The organism is Kitasatospora sp. NPDC059673 (assembly GCF_042734215.1).
Lineage (GTDB): Bacteria > Actinomycetota > Actinomycetes > Streptomycetales > Streptomycetaceae > Kitasatospora.
The window spans coordinates 1-17,262 of the sequence record NZ_JBHWEN010000031.1; the positions used below are offsets into that span (position 1 = coordinate 1).

Annotated in this window: 17 protein-coding genes; 14 read left to right on the forward strand and 3 right to left on the reverse strand. The window is 71.4% G+C overall.

What is annotated here, in order from left to right; all coding sequences use genetic code 11:
* Positions 1-54: 54 nt before the first annotated feature.
* Positions 55-828: an exonuclease domain-containing protein gene (locus tag ACFV18_RS28365; protein WP_380487992.1), complete on the reverse strand. Its 774-nt coding sequence runs from the start codon at positions 826-828 to the stop codon at positions 55-57.
* A gap of 257 nt (positions 829-1,085) precedes the next feature.
* Here ACFV18_RS28365 and thrS point away from each other — a divergent pair, with 257 nt between their 5' ends.
* Positions 1,086-3,065, forward strand: coding sequence for a threonine--tRNA ligase (thrS, locus tag ACFV18_RS28370; protein ID WP_380487994.1), 1,980 nt, complete (start codon positions 1,086-1,088; stop codon positions 3,063-3,065).
* 132 nt (positions 3,066-3,197) lie between these two features.
* On the forward strand, positions 3,198-3,755 hold the full coding sequence (locus tag ACFV18_RS28375; protein WP_380487996.1) for an HIT family protein: 558 nt from the start codon (positions 3,198-3,200) through the stop codon (positions 3,753-3,755).
* Positions 3,756-3,830: 75 nt separating this feature from the next.
* Here the strand turns inward: ACFV18_RS28375 and ACFV18_RS28380 are convergent, their stop codons facing one another.
* Positions 3,831-5,474 carry a hypothetical protein gene (locus tag ACFV18_RS28380; RefSeq protein ID WP_380487997.1) on the reverse strand — a complete coding sequence of 548 codons (1,644 nt, stop codon included), beginning with the start codon at positions 5,472-5,474 and terminating at the stop codon, positions 3,831-3,833.
* A 165-nt stretch (positions 5,475-5,639) separates the two neighbouring features.
* Here ACFV18_RS28380 and ACFV18_RS28385 point away from each other — a divergent pair, with 165 nt between their 5' ends.
* Positions 5,640-6,062, forward strand: a complete 423-nt coding sequence (locus ACFV18_RS28385) for a thiol-disulfide oxidoreductase DCC family protein (protein ID WP_380487999.1) — start codon at positions 5,640-5,642, stop codon at positions 6,060-6,062.
* Positions 6,063-6,066: 4 nt separating this feature from the next.
* Here ACFV18_RS28385 and ACFV18_RS28390 read toward each other — a convergent pair whose 3' ends face one another.
* The gene (locus ACFV18_RS28390) at positions 6,067-8,082 is read right to left on the reverse strand and encodes an elongation factor G (protein WP_380488001.1); all 2,016 of its coding nucleotides are present in this window, start codon (positions 8,080-8,082) and stop codon (positions 6,067-6,069) included.
* Between the two features lie 127 nt (positions 8,083-8,209).
* On the opposite strand from ACFV18_RS28390, the gene pgsA reads away from it, so the two are divergent.
* From pgsA to ruvB, 11 genes are all read left to right on the forward strand, one after another.
* Positions 8,210-8,866: a phosphatidylinositol phosphate synthase gene (pgsA, locus tag ACFV18_RS28395; RefSeq protein WP_380488003.1), complete on the forward strand. Its 657-nt coding sequence runs from the start codon at positions 8,210-8,212 to the stop codon at positions 8,864-8,866.
* Complete coding sequence (locus ACFV18_RS28400; protein ID WP_380488005.1) at positions 8,863-9,768, forward strand: phosphatidylinositol mannoside acyltransferase; 906 nt, start codon at positions 8,863-8,865, stop codon at positions 9,766-9,768. The genes pgsA and ACFV18_RS28400 overlap by 4 nt, the downstream gene beginning before the upstream one ends.
* Entirely contained in the window at positions 9,765-10,937 is a 1,173-nt protein-coding gene (locus ACFV18_RS28405) for a glycosyltransferase family 4 protein (protein ID WP_380488007.1), read from the forward strand. The genes ACFV18_RS28400 and ACFV18_RS28405 overlap by 4 nt, the downstream gene beginning before the upstream one ends.
* 27 nt (positions 10,938-10,964) lie before the next feature.
* Positions 10,965-11,327, forward strand: a complete 363-nt coding sequence (locus ACFV18_RS28410) for an isomerase (protein ID WP_380488009.1) — start codon at positions 10,965-10,967, stop codon at positions 11,325-11,327.
* A 19-nt stretch (positions 11,328-11,346) separates the two neighbouring features.
* Complete coding sequence (locus tag ACFV18_RS28415) at positions 11,347-11,892, forward strand: hypothetical protein (protein ID WP_380488011.1); 546 nt, start codon at positions 11,347-11,349, stop codon at positions 11,890-11,892.
* A 155-nt stretch (positions 11,893-12,047) separates the two neighbouring features.
* The gene (gene pdxS / locus ACFV18_RS28420) at positions 12,048-12,959 is read left to right on the forward strand and encodes a pyridoxal 5'-phosphate synthase lyase subunit PdxS (RefSeq protein WP_380488013.1); all 912 of its coding nucleotides are present in this window, start codon (positions 12,048-12,050) and stop codon (positions 12,957-12,959) included.
* Positions 12,960-13,082: 123 nt separating this feature from the next.
* Positions 13,083-13,691 (forward strand): pyridoxal 5'-phosphate synthase glutaminase subunit PdxT, encoded by a 609-nt coding sequence (pdxT, locus tag ACFV18_RS28425; protein WP_380488015.1) that lies wholly within the window; start codon positions 13,083-13,085, stop codon positions 13,689-13,691.
* A gap of 91 nt (positions 13,692-13,782) precedes the next feature.
* Positions 13,783-14,538, forward strand: a complete 756-nt coding sequence (locus ACFV18_RS28430; RefSeq protein WP_380488017.1) for a YebC/PmpR family DNA-binding transcriptional regulator — start codon at positions 13,783-13,785, stop codon at positions 14,536-14,538.
* A gap of 122 nt (positions 14,539-14,660) precedes the next feature.
* A complete protein-coding gene (gene ruvC, locus ACFV18_RS28435) occupies positions 14,661-15,362 on the forward strand; it encodes a crossover junction endodeoxyribonuclease RuvC (RefSeq protein WP_380488019.1) in 702 nt (233 codons plus the stop codon).
* Between the two features lie 126 nt (positions 15,363-15,488).
* Positions 15,489-16,100, forward strand: coding sequence for a Holliday junction branch migration protein RuvA (ruvA, locus tag ACFV18_RS28440; RefSeq protein ID WP_380488021.1), 612 nt, complete (start codon positions 15,489-15,491; stop codon positions 16,098-16,100).
* A 59-nt stretch (positions 16,101-16,159) separates the two neighbouring features.
* Complete coding sequence (ruvB, locus tag ACFV18_RS28445; protein ID WP_380488023.1) at positions 16,160-17,233, forward strand: Holliday junction branch migration DNA helicase RuvB; 1,074 nt, start codon at positions 16,160-16,162, stop codon at positions 17,231-17,233.
* Positions 17,234-17,262: the final 29 nt, after the last annotated feature.

Consider the following 17,262-nt stretch of genomic DNA (forward strand, 5'->3'; position numbering starts at 1 on the left):
GGCCCCGACCTGATGGTCGGGGCCTTCCGCGTTGCTGTCGTTGCTGTCGTCCCGTCAGGCCGCCAACTCGCAAGCGTGGCCCGGCTCCAGACGCTCACCGCACCGGCAGCGGGCCGGCCGCAGCGGCCACGCCGTGTCCACCCGCTCCGGCGTGCCCGCCCGCTCGAACCAGCGCTCCAGGCCGCGCGCCTGCGTCGCGTGCCACACCGCCTGCCGCAGATGCAGCTCCGCCGGGGACAACCCACCCAGCCGCTCCGCATGCCGGGACGCCACCGCCCGCACCAACTCCAGTGCCGCCAGCGCATCCGCCGCCGCGTCGTGCGCACCCACCAGCGAGACCCCGTAGTGCCCGCACAGATCGGTCAGCGTGCGCCGGCCCTTGCGGTAACGGTCGACCTGCTTGTCCAGCACCCGCGGATCCAGCACCAGCAACTCCGCGCCACCCAGCACCTCCGCCAGCGAACCCGCCCCGTGCCGGCGCAACTCCCGGTCCAGCAGCGTCAGGTCGTACGGGGCGTTCATCACCACCAGTGGCACCCCCGCCCGGGACTGCTCGGCCAGCGCGAGCGCCACCTCCACCGCCACCGTGCGCGGCGGACGGCCGTGCGCCCGCACCCGCTCGTCGGAAATACCGTGCACGGCCCGGGCCTGCGCCGGAATGGGAACCCCCGGATTCGCCAGCCAGCTGCGAACGGCCGCCGCCCCACCCGGAGCGGGCTGCACGACCAGGGCGGCCGAGACGATCCGGTCCCGCTCGACATCCACACCCGTGGTCTCGGTGTCGAAAGACGCCAGCGGACCGTGAAACCAGGAACCGAGCTGTGGCATGACGCCCCCTCAGACGCCGCGCGAACCCTTGCCGGGCGGCGCTGCCACCGAGGACCGGCGGAGCGCCGCGCCGTGTCCAAGTGATACCGCAGTTGATGGAAAGTCAACCGTGCCCGGCGCCATCTTTGTGGCAGAAAGTGATCGAACGATCACCGCGGCCGCCACGGGCCTTGGCGACAGGGACCCGGCACGGCTCGGTACCATGCACAACGCAGCGGTTGTGCTGCACCCCATAGCCAGAACGTCAGGAGAGACCGGTGACGGACGTCCGGATCATCATCAACCGCGAACCCGATCGGGAAGAGCGCGTGGTGACCACGGGCACTACGGCCGCCGAGCTCTTCGCCGACGACCGCGCCGTGATCGCCGCCCGCGTCGGCGGCCAGCTCAAGGACCTCGCCTACGCCGTCCAGGACGGCGACGAGGTCGAGCCCGTCGAGATCTCCAGCCCCGACGGCCTCGACATCCTGCGGCACTCCACTGCGCACGTGATGGCCCAGGCCGTCCAGCAGGTCTTCCCCGAGGCCAAGCTCGGCATCGGCCCGCCCGTCCGCGACGGCTTCTACTACGACTTCGACGTCGAGAAGCCGTTCCACCCGGACGACCTCAAGACCATCGAGAAGCGCATGCAGGAGATCATCAAGCGGGGGCAGAAGTTCTCCCGCCGCGTGGTCACCGACGAGGCCGCCCGCGAGGAGCTCGCCAAGGAGCCCTACAAGCTGGAGCTGATCGGCCTCAAGGGCTCCGCTGCCACCGCCGGTGAGGGCGCCGACGTCGAGGTCGGCGCCGGCGAACTCACCATCTACGACAACATCGACCCCAAGACCGGCGAGGTCTGCTGGGGCGACCTCTGTCGCGGCCCGCACCTGCCCAGCACCCGGCACATCCCGGCGTTCAAGCTGATGCGCTCCGCCGCCGCCTACTGGCGCGGCAGCGAGAAAAACCCCATGCTGCAGCGCCTCTACGGCACCGCGTGGCCCACCAAGGAAGAGCTGAAGGCCCACCTCGACTTCCTGGAGGAGGCCGCCAAGCGCGACCACCGCAAGCTCGGCACCGAGCTCGACCTGTTCTCCATCCCCGAGCAGATCGGCTCCGGCCTCGCCGTCTTCCACCCCAAGGGCGGCATCATCCGCCGCACCATGGAGGACTACTCGCGCAAGCGGCACGAGGAAGAGGGCTACGAGTTCGTCTACACCCCGCACGCCACCAAGGGGAAGCTGTTCGAGACCAGCGGCCACCTCGACTGGTACGCCGACGGCATGTACCCCCCCATGCAGCTCGACGAGGGCACGGACTACTACCTCAAGCCCATGAACTGCCCGATGCACAACCTGATCTTCGACGCGCGCGGCCGCTCGTACCGTGAACTGCCGCTGCGCCTGTTCGAGTTCGGCACCGTGTACCGGTACGAGAAGTCCGGCGTGGTGCACGGCCTGACCCGCGCCCGCGGCTTCACGCAGGACGACGCGCACATCTACTGCACCCGCGAGCAGATGGCCGACGAGCTGGACCGCACGCTGACCTTCGTCCTGGACCTGCTGCGCGACTACGGTCTGAACGACTTCTACCTGGAGCTGTCCACCAAGGACCCGGAGAAGTTTGTCGGATCGGATGAGGATTGGGAGGAGGCCACCGCGGTCCTCGCCAGCGTGGCCGAGAAGCAGGGCCTCCCGCTGGTGCCGGACCCGGGCGGCGCGGCCTTCTACGGCCCGAAGATCTCGGTGCAGGCTCGGGACGCGATCGGCCGCACCTGGCAGATGTCGACCGTGCAGTTGGACTTCAACCTGCCGAACCGGTTCGATCTCGAGTACACGGCGGCGGACGGCTCGCGGCAGCGGCCAGTCATGATCCACCGTGCGCTGTTCGGCTCGATCGAGCGCTTCTTCGCGGTGCTGCTGGAGCACTACGCGGGCGCCATGCCGCCGTGGCTGGCCCCGGTCACCGTGACCGGCATCCCGATCACCGACGAGCATGTCCCGTACCTGCTGGACGTGGCGGCCGAGTTGAAGAAGCACGGGATCCGGGTCGAGGTCGACACCTCGGACGACCGGATGCAGAAGAAGATCAGGAATGCTCAGCGAGCGAAGACTCCGTACATGCTGATCGCGGGCAACGACGACGTCGAGGCCGGCGCGGTGTCGTTCCGCTACCGCAACGGCGAGCAGAAGAACGGCGTGCCGCGTGACCAGGCGATCGCCGAGATCGTTGAAGCGGTGCGGAGCCGGATCCAGGTGTGATGCTGTCCCCGTGTGAACGGGGGTGATCCACGCTCTGGCAGGTTGAGTTCCAGCTGAATGGTGGGACACGGTGCGGGGCAGTCTCCTTCGGGAGTCTGCCCCGTACTGCTTGGTTCGCGAGGTGTGGAGCATATGCTGGCGGGCATGACGAGTGAGCCGGAACTGCAGCGGGGCGTGGGGGAGCCGGACGGCTTCCGTCGCCTGTGGACACCTCATCGGATGGCGTACATCCAGGGCGAGAACAAGCCCACCGGGCCGGCTCCGGACGACGGTTGTCCGTTCTGTTCGATCCCGAAGCTGAGCGACGAGGACGGGCTGATCGTGCAGCGCGGCGAGTCGGTGTTCGCGGTGCTGAACCTGTACCCGTACAACGGTGGGCACTTGATGGTGGTGCCGTACCGGCACGTCGCGGACTACACCGAGTTGGACGGGCCGGAGACGGTGGAGCTCGGGGAGTTCACCAAGAAGGCGATGACGGCGCTGCGGGCGGCGTCGGGCGCGCACGGGTTCAACATCGGGATGAACCAGGGCGCGGCGGCGGGGGCCGGGATCGCGGCGCACCTGCACCAGCATGTGGTGCCGCGCTGGGGTGGGGACACCAACTTCATGCCGGTGGTGGGGCACACGAAGGTGCTGCCGCAGTTGCTGGCGGACACCCGGAAGGTGCTGGCCGAGGTCTGGCCGGTTTGATGCGGTGATGAGCAACCGGCAGGGGCCGGGCGGGAGATGTTCCCGCCCGGCCCCTGCCGTCTGTGTGTCCGCGGGTTATCCGGCGTCGTACTTGTCGGCGCGGAACGGGCGGGTGCCCTGCATCTCGGCGCGGATGATGTTGGAGCGGTTGGCGATCCGGTCGGTGGCGACGTCGTGCTCGTCGAGGAACTCGACGACGGCGGCGTGGATCAGGCCGACCACGGGGGTGGGGATGTACAGCGCGTCGTCGGACTTGAAGCGGCTGTTCCAGGCGGGGTCGGCCCAGGCCTGGCGCAGGCACAGGGGTTCGGGGAGGCCGATGGAGCCGCCGAGCCACTTCTGCAGGCTGGGAATCTTGTGGAAGGGGGCGCGGACGGCCTGCCGGACGATCTCGTCGTCGGTGACGATGGGGAGTTGGACGGTGCGGTTCTCCCAGAACCGGAGGGTCTTGGGGACGTCCTTCTCGGGGGTCTTGGGCTTGGCGCCGAAGTAGCCGGCGATCGGGCCGAGAGCGTGCGCGGTGGCGGTGACCTGGAGGCTGTGCGAGAGGACCATGATGCTGACCACCACGGTGGTGACCAACTGGCCCTTGTGCAGCACGAATTGGACGGCGATGCGGTGCCGGGTGTCGTTGCCGACGCTCTGCTTGTTGGCGAGTTCCGAGACGGCGAAGTCGCGCATCCGGTCGCCGTCCATCTCGGGGCCGGAGGGGCGGCCGATCTCGTCGGCGCCCTCGCCGATGTCCAGCACCGCCCAGTGGCTGATCTGCGGCTTGGGCAGGCCGCCGTTGGGGACTTCGCTGCCGCTGAGGGCGCCGAGGCGGTCGGTGATCCGGCGGGCGAGGTCCCAGACGTGGAAGGTACGGAAGTCGGGGTGGCCCTCGGCGGGGCGGAGGTCCTCGCGCAGTGACCACTCGGCCCAGCGGGCGCCGATGCCGAGGATGCCCTTGGTGTTGGCGTAGTGCTGGACGTTGGTGTTCTGTTCGCGGTTGAGACGCTCGAGGCCGGCCCGGAGTTCGTTGGCCTTCTTGTCGAGGTCGTCCTTGGGAACGGCCTTGGGGACGATGGCGGCCACCGCGTTGCCGCCGACCAGGTCGCCCCAGCGGGCGCGCTGCTGCATGACGGAGGTGACCACGGTGCGCCTGGCGAGGTACCAGCCGAGGACCGGGCCGATCATCATCACGCGGCAGTAGAGGCCGAGCAGGCCGTGGGCCGGTGGCCGGATCGCCAGCAGCACGGCGAGGCCGGCGGCGACCAGCAGGGCGAGCGTGCCGATGAACCCGTCCTTGGCGGCGGACTTCTTGGTGCCGAGCCAGGCCCGGGCCTGGTACGCGGCGAGCCAGATCAGCGTGCCGGGCAGGAAGAGCAGGCCGCAGACCACGCTGAGGGTGGCGAGCCGGCGGTCGCGGGCCTCGCGCAGGTCCTGGGCGGCGAGGCAGTGCTCGACGACCATGCGGACGTCGGTGCCGTGCGAGGGCACGATGGGTTTGCGGCCGCCACCGAGGGTGCGGTCGATCAGGGCGCGGCTGAACGCCTCGCCGGCGCTGGGCCGGAACAGGGCGAACTTGCCGGGCTTGACCGAGACTCCGGCGAGCGCTTCGAGTTCGTTGTAGTCGCCGGTGCGATAGGCGGCGGAGGAGAACGCCTGGGTGACCGCGGTCTGATGACCGACGTCCGTCCGTGGTACCTGTGCGCCCGGCGTCATGTCGAGCTGAGTCACCTGAGCAGCTCCTCCTCCCCTGATGGTCTGCGGCAGGTTACCGCGTGGCGGCCCGGCTGTGCGGATCATCAACTGATCCTTGGTCACATCTCGGCCGTCAAGGCTGGTTTCGGGAAGATGTTGCCCTGCCGGGGGGACTTCGACGCACGGGTTTAGGATCGCGCCATGACGAGTGCCTCCGCACCGGAGCCGGTGCTGGTTTTCGACGGTGATTGCGCGTTCTGTTCGAGCTGCGTGCGGTGGGCGGAGCGCTACCCGCGGCAGAGCCTGTCCTCGGCGGGGTGGGAGGCGGTGGCGTTCCAGTTCGCGGATCTGGAGGCGCTGGCGGAGTTCACCGGCGGGCAGGTGTCGCAGGAGCGGGCCTCCCGCGAGGTGTTGTGGATCACGCCGGACCGCAAGGTGTACGGCGGTGCGCAGGCGGTGGCGCGGCTGTTGATGCGGTCGGGCGGGCTGTGGGCGTGGGCGGGCGGCCTGTTGGCGCTGGCGCCGGTGCGGCCGCTCGCGGACGTGGCCTACCGCTGGGTGGCGCGGCACCGGGACCAGATGCCGGGCGGCACCAAGGCGTGTGCGCTGCCGCGCCGTTCGTAGCGGCTCAGCCCGCCGCGGCGTACTCGGCGGCGAGGTGGGCGGGCATCGGCGCGTGGCGCAGGTAGCTGCGGGTGAACTGGCCGGTTCCGTGCGACAGGGAGCGCAGGTCGAGCGAGTAGCGGGTGAGTTCGAGTTCGGGGACTTCGGCGCGGACCAGGCTCAGTCCCGGCCCGCCGATCTCGGTGCCGAGGACGTGGCCGCGGCGGGCGGACAGGTCGGTCAGGACGGCGCCCTGGTACTCGTCCGGCAGCAGCACCCGGACTTCGTCCACGGGTTCCAGGACCCGGACGTCGGTGTGGCCGGCGGCTTCCTTGAGGGCGAGTGCGGCGGCGGTCTGGAAGGCGGCGTCGGAGGAGTCGACGGAGTGTGCCTTGCCGTCGGTGAGGGTGACCCGGACGTCGGTCATCGGGTGGCCGTGCAGGCCGTGGGCGAGTTGGGCGCGGACGCCCTTCTCGACGGACGGGATGAAGTTGCGCGGGACGGAGCCGCCGACGACCTGGTCGACGAACTCGAAGCCGCCGCCGGGCAGGGGTTCCACGGTGAGGTCGCAGATCGCGTACTGGCCGTGGCCGCCGGACTGTTTGACGTGCCGGCCGTGGCCGCTTGCGGGGGCGGCGAAGGTTTCGCGCAGGGCGACCTCGTAGGGGACGGTCTCGACGTGGACACCGTGGCGGGTGGCGAGCCGGTCGAGGGTGACGGCGAGGTGGGCCTCGCCGGTGCACCACAGGACGAGCTGGTGGGTGTCGGGGTTCTGTTCGACGCGCAGCGCCGGGTCCTGGGCGGTGAGCCGGCCGAGGGCCTGGGAGAGCTTGTCCTCGTCGGCCTTGGAGCGGGCCTGGACGGCGGTGGGCAGCAGGGCTTCGGGCAGGGGCCAGGGCGGTAGCACGGTGTGGTCGGTGCCGAGGGTGTCGCCGGTGCGGGCGGTGGCGAGTTTGACGACGGTGACGAGGTCGCCGGCGACGGCCTGCGGGACGGGGCGCAGCTGGTGGCCGAAGGGGCTGTGCAGGGTGGTGAGGCGTTCGTCGGTGCCGTCGGGCAGGTGGGCGGTGGTGTCGGGGCGCAGGGTGCCGGTGAAGATCCGCAGCAGGCTGAGGCGGCCGAGGTAGGGGTCCTCGCCGGTCTGGACGATCTGGGCGGTGAGGGGGGCGTCGGGGTCGGCGGCGGGGAGGTCGTCGGCGCGGTCGGCGGGGGAGGGGAAGGCGGTGGCGGCCAGGTCGAGCAGGGCGTCGCAGCCGGTGCCGTCGGGGGCGGTGGCGAGGACGGGGTGCAGGGTGCCGGCCAGGAATTCGCGGCGCAGTCCGGCGGTGAGGGCGGCGGTGTCGAGGTCGGCGCCGTCGAGGTAGCGCTCCATCAGGGTGTCGTCCTCGCCGGCGAGGGCTTCGACCAGCCGGGCGCGTTCGGCGGTGAGGTCGCCGGGGTCCTCGGGGTGGCCGTAGGCGTGGCCGGTGAGCAGGTCGGTGGTGCCGTGCAGGTGGCCGTCGCGCAGGTCGGGGTGGTGCAGCAGGCGGACGGTATCGGGGGTGCCGAGGGTGTCCTGGAGCATGCGCAGGACGTCGTCGAGGCGGACCCGGGTGGTGTTGAGGTGGGTGAGGGCGAGGGCGCGCGGCAGGTGGGCGGCTTCGCACTGCTGCCACAGGGCCTGGACGGGGCGGGCGACGGTTTCGTCGGCGGCGGAGTGCACGAACACGGCGGCTTCGGCGGCGCGCAGGGCGGCGTGGAGTTCGCCGGCGAAGTCGGCGTAGCCGGGTGTGTCGAGGACGTTGACGGTGAGGTCCTGCCAGGGCAGCGGGAGCAGCGCGAACTGGATCGAGCGCTGTTGCTGGTGCTCGATGTCCTCCCAGTCGGCGGCGGTGGTGCCGTCGGGGACGCTTCCGGGCCTGGTCAGGGCGCCGGCGGTGACGGCGAGGGCTTCGGCGAGGGTGGTTTTGCCGGCTCCGGCCGCCCCGACCAGGGCGAGGTTGCGGAGCCGGCCGGGTCGGTCGGCGGGCGTGGCGGGGGAGTGGGCTGTCCGGTCCGGCATGGCTGGCCTCCTGCCGCTCGATCAGCGTGGATACCATTGTCCAGCCGGGCGGGGCCATCCGCGCGGCCGCCCGGCGGGCAAGCGGCTCGCGGGTGCCAATCCGAGGAGCGGAGCGGACCGGAAGGCCATGCTCAACAAGTACGCGCGTGGCTTCTTCACACGTGTCCTCACCCCGTTCGCGGCGATGCTGCTGCGGTGGGGTGTCAGTCCGGATGCGGTCACGCTGATCGGAACGGCCGGTTCGGTGGCGGGCGCCCTGGTGTTCTTCCCGCGCGGGGAGTTCTTCTGGGGCACGATCACCATCACCCTGTTCATCTTCTCCGACCTGGTGGACGGCAACATGGCCCGCCAGGCGGGCCGGTCCAGCAAGTGGGGGGCGTTCCTGGACTCCACGCTCGACCGGGTCGCCGACGCGGCGATTTTCGGCGGCCTGGCGATGTGGTACGCCGGTAAGGGTGACAACAACCTGCTGTGCGCGGTGGCGATGTTCTGTCTGGCCAGTGGCCAGGTGGTGTCGTACACGAAGGCGCGCGGCGAGTCCCTGGGATTCCCGGTGAACGTGTCGGGGCTGGTGGAGCGGGCCGAGCGGCTGGTGATCAGCCTGGTGGCGGCCGGTTTCGCGGGCCTGCACAAGTTCGGGGTGCCGTACATCGAGTGGCTGCTGCCGGTCGCCCTGTGGGTGGTCGCGGTGGGCAGCCTGGTGACGGTGGCGCAGCGGATGCTGACGGTGCGCCGGGAGTCGGCGGAGCTGGAGGCGGCGGGCGCCGTCAAGGGGGGCGAATGAAGGAGCGGTTGGTCGACACGGCCTACGCGGCCGGCTGGGCGGGGCTGAAGCACCTGCCGGAGCCGATGGCCCGCGGCCTGTTCAACGTCATCGCCGATGTGGCGTGGCGGCGGCAGGGCAAGGGGGTGCGGCAGCTGGAGGCCAACCTGGCGCGGGTCCGTCCGGATGCGGACGCGGCGCGGCTGCGGGAGTTGTCCCGGGCCGGGATGCGCTCGTACATGCGGTACTGGATGGAGTCCTTCCGGCTGCCGACCTGGAGCCGGGAGCGGGTCGCGCAGGCGATAACGGTCAAGGGCCTGGACCAGCTGAACGAGGCGATGGCGGCGGGGCGCGGCGCGGTGCTGGCGCTGCCGCACATGGCGAACTGGGATCTGGCGGGCGCGTGGATCGCGTCGGCGGGCGGGTTCCCGTTCACCACGGTCGCGGAGCGGTTGAAGCCGGAGTCGCTGTTCGACCGGTTCGTGGCGTACCGGGAGAGCCTCGGCATGGAGGTGCTGGCGCTGACCGGCTCCAGTGTGTCGGTGGTGGGGACGCTGGCGCGGCGGCTGCGCGAGGGCAAGCTGGTGTGCCTGGTCGGTGACCGGGACCTGTCGGAGGCCGGGATCCAGGTGGACTTCTTCGGTGAGCCGACCCGGATGCCGGCCGGCCCGGCGGCGCTCGCGCAGCGTACGGGTGCGGCGCTGTTCCCGGTGACGCTCTGGTACGACGGGCCGGTGCTGCGTGCGGAGGTGCACCCGGAGGTGGTGCCGTCCGGCCAGGGGGAGCGGCAGGAGCAGGTCGCGGTGATGACGCAGGAGATGGCCGATGTGTGGGCGGAGTCGATCCGTGAGCACGCGGTGGACTGGCACATGCTGCAGAAGCTGTGGCTGGCGGATCTGACGCCGCGGAGGGCCGAGTCGTGAGGATCGGCGTGGTGTGCCCGTACGACTGGGACGTGCCGGGCGGTGTGCAGTTCCACATCCGGGACTTGGCGGAGCACCTGATCCGGCTGGGTCACGAGGTGTCGGTGCTGGCTCCGGCGGAGGACGAGGAGGCGCTGCCGCCGTACGTGGTGTCCGCGGGGCGGGCCGTCGCGGTGCCGTACAACGGGTCGGTGGCGCGGCTGAGTTTCGGCATCCTGTCGGCGGCGCGGGTGCGGCGCTGGCTGCGCGAGGGCCGGTTCGACATCCTGCACGTGCACGAGCCGAACTCGCCGTCGCTGTCGATGCTGGCGGCCTGGGCGGCGTCCGGGCCGATGGTCGGGACGTTCCACACCTCGAACCCGCGGTCGCGGGCGATGCTGGCGGCCTCGCCGATCCTGCAGCCGGGGCTGGAGAAGATGTCGGCGCGGATCGCGGTGTCGGAGTACGCGCGGCGCACCCTGGTGGAGCACCTGGGCGGCGACGCGGTGGTGATCCCGAACGGCGTGGACGTGCGGTTCTTCGCGGACGCCGAGCCGGAGCCGCGCTGGCAGGGCCGGGCGGACGCCGGCGGGCCGGGCACCATCGGCTTCATCGGCCGGATCAACGAGCCGCGCAAGGGCCTGCCGACGCTGCTGGCGGCGCTGCCGCGGATCCTGGAGGAGCGCCCCGGGGTGCGGCTGCTGGTGGCCGGCAAGGGCGACGAGGAGGAGGCGGTGGCCGGGCTGCCCGCCGAGGTGCGGGCCCAGGTCGAGTTCCTCGGCATGGTCTCCGACCACGACAAGGCCCGGCTGCTGCGCAGTGTCGACCTGTACGTGGCGCCGAACACCGGCGGCGAGTCCTTCGGCATCATCCTGGTCGAGGCGATGTCGGCGGGTGCGCCGGTGCTGGCCAGTGATCTGGACGCGTTCCGCCAGGTGCTGGACGGCGGCGCGGCCGGTGAGCTGTTCCCGGTGGAGGACGCGGACGCGCTGGCCGCGGCGGCGGTCAAGCTGCTCGGCAGCCCCGAGCGGCTGCAGGCGCTGCGCGCGGCCGCGTCCCGGCACGTGCGGCGTTTCGACTGGGAGACCGTCGGCGCGGAGGTGCTGTCGGTGTACGAGACCGTCACGGACGGTCGTCCGCCGGTCGCCGAGGCCGAACCGTCCGGCTGGCGTTCGCGTCTTGGTCGTTGAACCACCCTGCTCGCGAGAGGTACCACCATGCCGCTGATCACCGTCGACTACACCGACCGGCTCGCCGACTGCCTGGACCGGCGCGGCTTCGGCCTGGCCCTGAACCGGCTGGCCGTGAAGCTGATCGACGCCAAGCCGGAGGCCTGCAAGACCCGTTTCCGGCGGACCGAGGAGGCGGTGGTCGGCGCGGACGCGGAGACCTTCGCGCTGGTGGTGATCGAGTTCGAGATCTTCCCGGGGCGTTCGCCGCAGGCCAAGGCGGCGCTCGCGGAGGCGGCGGTGGCCGCGCTGCCGGAGTACCTGGGGGCGGATCCGGGGGCGGTGCAGGCGGCCGTGTCGGTCACCGAGACCGACCGGGACTCCTACCGCTCGGCGGTCTTCGGCGGCTGAGCCGGTACCGTAACGCCCCGTGACTACCTGGATCTGGGCCCTCGCGGCCGTCGTACTGTTCGCCGTCTATCTGAGCTGGACGGCGGGCAGGCTCGACCGTCTGCACGCCCGGATCGACGCCGCCAAGGCCTCGCTGGACGCCCAGTTGCTGCGCCGGGCCTCGGTGGCGATGGAGCTGGCCACCTCCTCGCTGCTCGACCCGGCCGCGTCGATCCTGCTGCTGGAGGCCGCGCACGGGGCGCGGCAGGCGCAGGACGAGCAGCGCGAGGTGGCGGAGAGCGAGCTGAGCATCGCGCTGCGCGCCGTGCTGGACGAGCCGGAGCAGGTGGCGGCGCTGCGGGCGGCGCCGGGCGGCGAGGAGGCCGTGCGCGACCTGGTGGAGGCGGTGCGCCGGGTGCCGATGGCGCGGCGTTTCCACAACGACGCGGTACGGGCGGCCCGCGCGGTGCGTGAGCACCGGCTGGTGCGCTACTTCCGGCTGGCGGGGCGGGCGCCGTTCCCGATGGCTTTCGAGATGGACGACGAGCCGCCGACGGCGCTCACGCCGGAAGGTGCTCCCGCGTAGGCTGGGCACCGGGTCCGCCCACTGTTTCCCCCGTGGTGCTCTGGCCTGTTTGTCGTATGCCGTGTTTGGCGCTGGACCATGTGGCGTATGGGTCCGGACCCCCTCGGGCCTACGATAGGTCGATAGCACCGGTTCATCCCTGAGTGAGGTCTTACGTGTCCACCACCCCCACCACCGCAGACCAGCCGCAGATCGGTACCGCCCGGGTCAAGCGCGGCATGGCCGAGCAGCTCAAGGGCGGTGTGATCATGGACGTGGTCAACGCCGAGCAGGCGAAGATCGCCGAGGACGCCGGCGCGGTCGCCGTGATGGCCCTGGAGCGCGTGCCCGCCGACATCCGCAAGGACGGCGGCGTGGCCCGGATGTCCGACCCGAACATGATCGAGGAGATCATCAACGCGGTCTCCATCCCGGTGATGGCCAAGTCCCGCATCGGCCACTTCGTCGAGGCCCAGGTCCTGCAGTCGCTCGGCGTCGACTACATCGACGAGTCCGAGGTGCTCACCCCGGCCGACGAGATCAACCACTCCGACAAGTGGGCGTTCACCACCCCCTTCGTCTGCGGCGCCACCAACCTGGGCGAGGCCCTGCGCCGCATCGCCGAGGGCGCGGCCATGATCCGCTCCAAGGGCGAGGCCGGCACCGGCAACGTGGTCGAGGCCGTCCGCCACCTGCGCCAGATCAAGAACGAGATCGCCAAGCTGCGCGGCTTCGACAACAACGAGCTGTACGCCGCCGCCAAGGAGCTGCGCGCCCCGTACGAGCTGGTCCGCGAGGTCGCCGAGCTCGGCAAGCTGCCGGTCGTGCTGTTCTCCGCCGGTGGCGTGGCCACCCCGGCCGACGCCGCGCTGATGCGTCAGCTGGGCGCCGAGGGCGTGTTCGTCGGCTCCGGCATCTTCAAGTCGGGCGACCCGGCCAAGCGCGCCGCCGCCATCGTGAAGGCCACCACCTTCTTCGACGACCCGAAGATCATCGCGGACGCCTCCCGCAACCTGGGCGAGGCCATGGTCGGCATCAACTGCGACACCCTGCCGGAGTCCGAGCGCTACGCCAACCGCGGCTGGTAAGACTCGCGGGCCTTCCCGGCCCGTACCTCCCGGCTCCGGCCCGCCGCGCGAGCAATCGGCGCGGCGGGCCGCTCCGTGGGCTTTTCCGGCCCGTAGTTCGAGATGAAGAGGTAGTGACAAACCGTGAGCACCCCCACCATCGGTGTCCTCGCCCTGCAGGGCGACGTCCGTGAGCACCTGGTGGCGCTGGCCGCCGCCGACGCGCTGGCCCGGCCGGTCCGCCGTCCCGAGGAGCTCGCCGAGGTCGACGCCCTGGTGATGCCGGGCGGAGAGTCCACCACCATCTCCAAGCTGGCCGTGCTGTTCGACCTGATGGACCCGCTGCGCGAGCGCGTCCGGGCCGGCATGCCGGTCTACGGCACCTGCGCCGGCATGATCATGCTGGCGGACAAGATCCTGGACGGCCGGGACGACCAGGAGACCGTCGGCGGCATCGACATGACGGTCCGCCGGAACGCCTTCGGCCGGCAGAACGAGTCCTTCGAGACGGCCATCCCGTTCTCCGGAATGGCCGAGCCGGTCACCGGCGTGTTCATCCGCGCCCCCTGGGTCGAGTCGGTCGGCGCGGGCGTCGAGGTGCTGGCCGAGGTGCCCGCCGCCGACGGCCCGGACGCCCGGATCGTGGCGGTCCGCCAGGGCAACCTGCTGGCCACCTCCTTCCACCCGGAGCTGACCGGCGACCACCGCGTCCACGAGTACTTCGTCCGCATGGTCGAGGCCGCCGCGCGCTAGGCGCGACGTTGTGACCGTGTGCCACCCCGTGGTGCGGCACCGGTAAGATCTCCCCTGTTCATTTCCCATTGGCGACGAAAAGGAGCTGGCGATGTCCGGCCACTCTAAGTGGGCTACCACCAAGCACAAGAAGGCCGCGATCGACGCCAAGCGCGGCAAGCTCTTCGCCAAGATGATCAAGAACATCGAGGTGGCGGCGCGTACCGGCGGCGGCGACCCCGCGGGCAACCCGACGCTCTACGACGCCATCCAGAAGGCGAAGAAGAGCTCCGTCCCGATCGACAACATCAACCGGGCCGTCAAACGCGGCTCCGGTGCGGAGGCCGGCGGCGCCGACTACTCGACGATCATGTACGAGGGCTACGGCCCGAACGGCGTGGCCGTCCTGATCGAGTGCCTCACCGACAACCGCAACCGCGCGGCCTCCGACGTCCGCGTCGCGATGACCCGCAACGGCGGCAGCATGGCCGACCCGGGCTCGGTGTCCTACCTGTTCAACCGCAAGGGCGTCGTGATCGTCCCCAAGGCCGACGGCGTGGACGAGGACAAGATCCTGGACATCGTGCTGGACGCCGGCGCCGAAGAGGTCACCGACCTCGGCGAGGCCTTCGAGGTGATCTCCGAGGCCACCGACATGGTCGCCGTCCGCACCGCCCTGGTCGACGCGGGCGTCGACTACGACTCGGCCGACGCCAACTTCGTGCCCAGCATGCAGGTCGAGCTGGACGCCGACGGCGCCCGCAAGATCTTCAAGCTGATCGACGCGCTGGAGGACAGCGACGACGTGCAGAACGTCTTCGCCAACTTCGACGTCTCGGACGAGATCATGGCCGAGCTGGACGCCTGAGTTCCGGCTTCGGTACCTCCGCCCGGTGGCTGCTCGCGGCCGCCGGGCGGAGGCGTGTCCGGGGACGCTTGTCCGTGGCCAGGGGTAGCCTTCGCAGGTCGGAGAGAGGTGGGGCAGGGCTCGTGCGAGTGCTGGGTGTGGACCCTGGGCTGACCAGGTGCGGCGTCGGAGTCGTCGAGGGGCTGCCCGGGCGGCAGTTGACGATGCTCGGCGTGGGCGTCGTGCGGACGCCGCCGGGGGACGACCTCGGGCCGCGGCTGCTCGCCGTCGAACGCGGGCTGGAGGAGTGGCTCGACCGCTACTCGCCCGAACTCGTCGCCGTCGAGCGGGTGTTCGCGCAGCACAACGTCCGTACGGTGATGGGCACCGCGCAGGCCTCGGCCGTCGCCGTCCTGTGCGCGACCCGCCGGGGCATCCCCGTCACCCTGCACACCCCCAGCGAGGTCAAGGCCGCCGTCACCGGCTCCGGCCGGGCCGACAAGGCCCAGGTCACCGCCATGGTCACCCGCCTGCTCCGGCTCGACGCCCCGCCCAAGCCCGCCGACGCGGCGGACGCCCTGGCCCTCGCCATCTGCCACATCTGGCGCGGCGGCACGACCAACCGCCTGACGGCGGCCATCCGGGCCCACGAGAGTGGCCGGTGGCACAGCGGCGGAGGGGCGCGCGTTCAGGGGCGCTGGGGGTCCCCCCTGCGAAGCGAGGGGGCGGAACCGCGCGAAGCGGAAGACGTCACAGGGCAAGATCCGCCCGAGCAGCAGCCAGTCGCACCCCGGGCGGCGTACGGCAGAGTGCCGGGCCGGTCGCGCAGTTCCTCGCGCCCCTGACGGGCGCAGAACATGGGCTGCCCTGCGGGGAAGCGTGAATGCTTCGCGTGGCCGCGCCCCCGACGAGCTCCGCAAAACGACTTTCGGAGCTCGCACCTCCAAGCATCGAAAGGACAGTACGACGCCGTGATCGCCTTTGTGCAGGGGCCTGTCGCCGTGGTAGGGGCCGGGGTGGCCGTGGTGGAGGTCGGCGGGGTGGGGATGGCCGTGCAGTGCACGCCGAACACGCTGGCGACCCTGCGGGTCGGGGAGGTGGCGCGGTTGGCGACGTCCCTGGTGGTCCGCGAGGACTCGCTGACGCTGTTCGGTTTCGCGGACGACGACGAGCGCGCGACCTTCGAGGTGCTGCAGGCGGCGCCGGGCGTGGGGCCGAAGCTGGCGCAGGCGATCCTGGGGGTGCACTCGCCGGAGGCACTGCGCGTCGCGGTGGCGAGCGGCGACGAGAAGGCGCTGATCGCGGTGCCGGGGATCGGCAAGGCGAAGGCGGCGAAGCTGCTGCTGGAGTACAAGGACAAGCTGGGCGCCCCGCACGGGACGGTCCCGGCGCAGAAGCCGGTCGTGACCGGCCCGGCGCCCTGGCACGAGCAGCTGCATTCGGCGCTGGTGGGCCTGGGCTACGCTCCGCGGGAGGCGGACGAGGCGGTGGCCCGGGTGACGCCGGAGGCCGAGGCGCAGGCCACGCCGGACGTGGGCGGGCTGCTGCGGCTCGCGCTGCGCGGGCTGAACCGCGCCCGCTGAACAGCGCCAAAGCGATCTGACGATCCGTCACCAAATCGACAATGGGGAGCCCTTTTCCGATGAATCCGTACGAGTCCGAGCCCGTTGACCGCCTGGTGACGGCGTCCGCCGACGGCGAGGACCAGGCGGTGGAGGCGGCGCTGCGGCCGCGGCTGCTGGAGGAGTTCATCGGCCAGGAGCGGGTGCGCGAGCAGCTCTCGCTGGTGCTGCAGGCGGCCCGTCAGCGCGGCGCCGCGCCGGACCACGTGCTGCTGAGCGGCCCGCCCGGGCTGGGCAAGACCACGCTGTCGATGATCATCGCGGCGGAGCTGAACGCGCCGATCCGGATCACCTCCGGCCCGGCGATCCAGCACGCCGGCGACCTGGCGGCGATCCTGTCCTCGCTGAGCGAGGGCGAGGTGCTGTTCCTCGACGAGATCCACCGGATGTCCCGGCCCGCCGAGGAAATGCTGTACATGGCGATGGAGGACTTCCGGGTCGACGTGATCGTCGGCAAGGGGCCGGGGGCGACCGCGATCCCGCTGGAGCTGCCGCCGTTCACGCTGGTCGGGGCGACCACCCGGGCCGGTCTGCTGCCGCCGCCGCTGCGCGACCGGTTCGGATTCACCGGCCACATGGAGTTCTACGCGCCCGCCGAGCTGCAGCGGGTGGTGCACCGTTCGGCGGGCCTGCTGGACGTCGAGATCGACCCGGCGGGCGCGGCGGAGATCGCCGGCCGCTCGCGCGGCACGCCCCGCATCGCCAACCGACTGTTGCGCCGGGTGAGGGATTTTGCGCAAGTCCGTCACGACGGTCTGATCACCCGGGAAATCGCCGCGCGGGCGCTGGAGGTGTACGAGGTTGACGCGCGCGGACTGGACCGGCTGGACCGCGCGGTGCTGGAGGCGCTGCTGAAACTTTTCGGCGGCGGACCGGTCGGTCTGTCCACGCTGGCGGTCGCCGTCGGGGAGGAGGCCGAGACCGTCGAGGAGGTCGCCGAGCCCTTCCTGGTAAGGGAGGGACTGCTCGCCCGCACCCCGCGCGGGCGGATCGCGACAGCGGCGGCCTGGCAGCACCTGGGGCTGACGCCTCCGCAGTCGGCCCGGGCACCACGCGGGGCGCAGCCCGAACTGTGGGCGGACGGCCAGGCGTAACCGGGTTTGTTTATCGGCGGTTTATGTCC

Coding starts and splice junctions, on each gene's coding strand:
- ACFV18_RS28365 (WP_380487992.1), bottom strand. CDS start 828: ATGCCACAGCTCGGTTCCTGGTTTCACGGTCCGCTGGCGTCTTTCGAC.
- ACFV18_RS28375 (WP_380487996.1), top strand. CDS start 3,198: ATGCTGGCGGGCATGACGAGTGAGCCGGAACTGCAGCGGGGCGTGGGG.
- ACFV18_RS28385 (WP_380487999.1), top strand. CDS start 5,640: ATGACGAGTGCCTCCGCACCGGAGCCGGTGCTGGTTTTCGACGGTGAT.
- ACFV18_RS28390 (WP_380488001.1), bottom strand. CDS start 8,082: ATGCCGGACCGGACAGCCCACTCCCCCGCCACGCCCGCCGACCGACCC.
- pgsA (WP_380488003.1), top strand. CDS start 8,210: ATGCTCAACAAGTACGCGCGTGGCTTCTTCACACGTGTCCTCACCCCG.
- ACFV18_RS28400 (WP_380488005.1), top strand. CDS start 8,863: ATGAAGGAGCGGTTGGTCGACACGGCCTACGCGGCCGGCTGGGCGGGG.
- ACFV18_RS28410 (WP_380488009.1), top strand. CDS start 10,965: ATGCCGCTGATCACCGTCGACTACACCGACCGGCTCGCCGACTGCCTG.
- ACFV18_RS28430 (WP_380488017.1), top strand. CDS start 13,783: ATGTCCGGCCACTCTAAGTGGGCTACCACCAAGCACAAGAAGGCCGCG.
- ruvB (WP_380488023.1), top strand. CDS start 16,160: ATGAATCCGTACGAGTCCGAGCCCGTTGACCGCCTGGTGACGGCGTCC.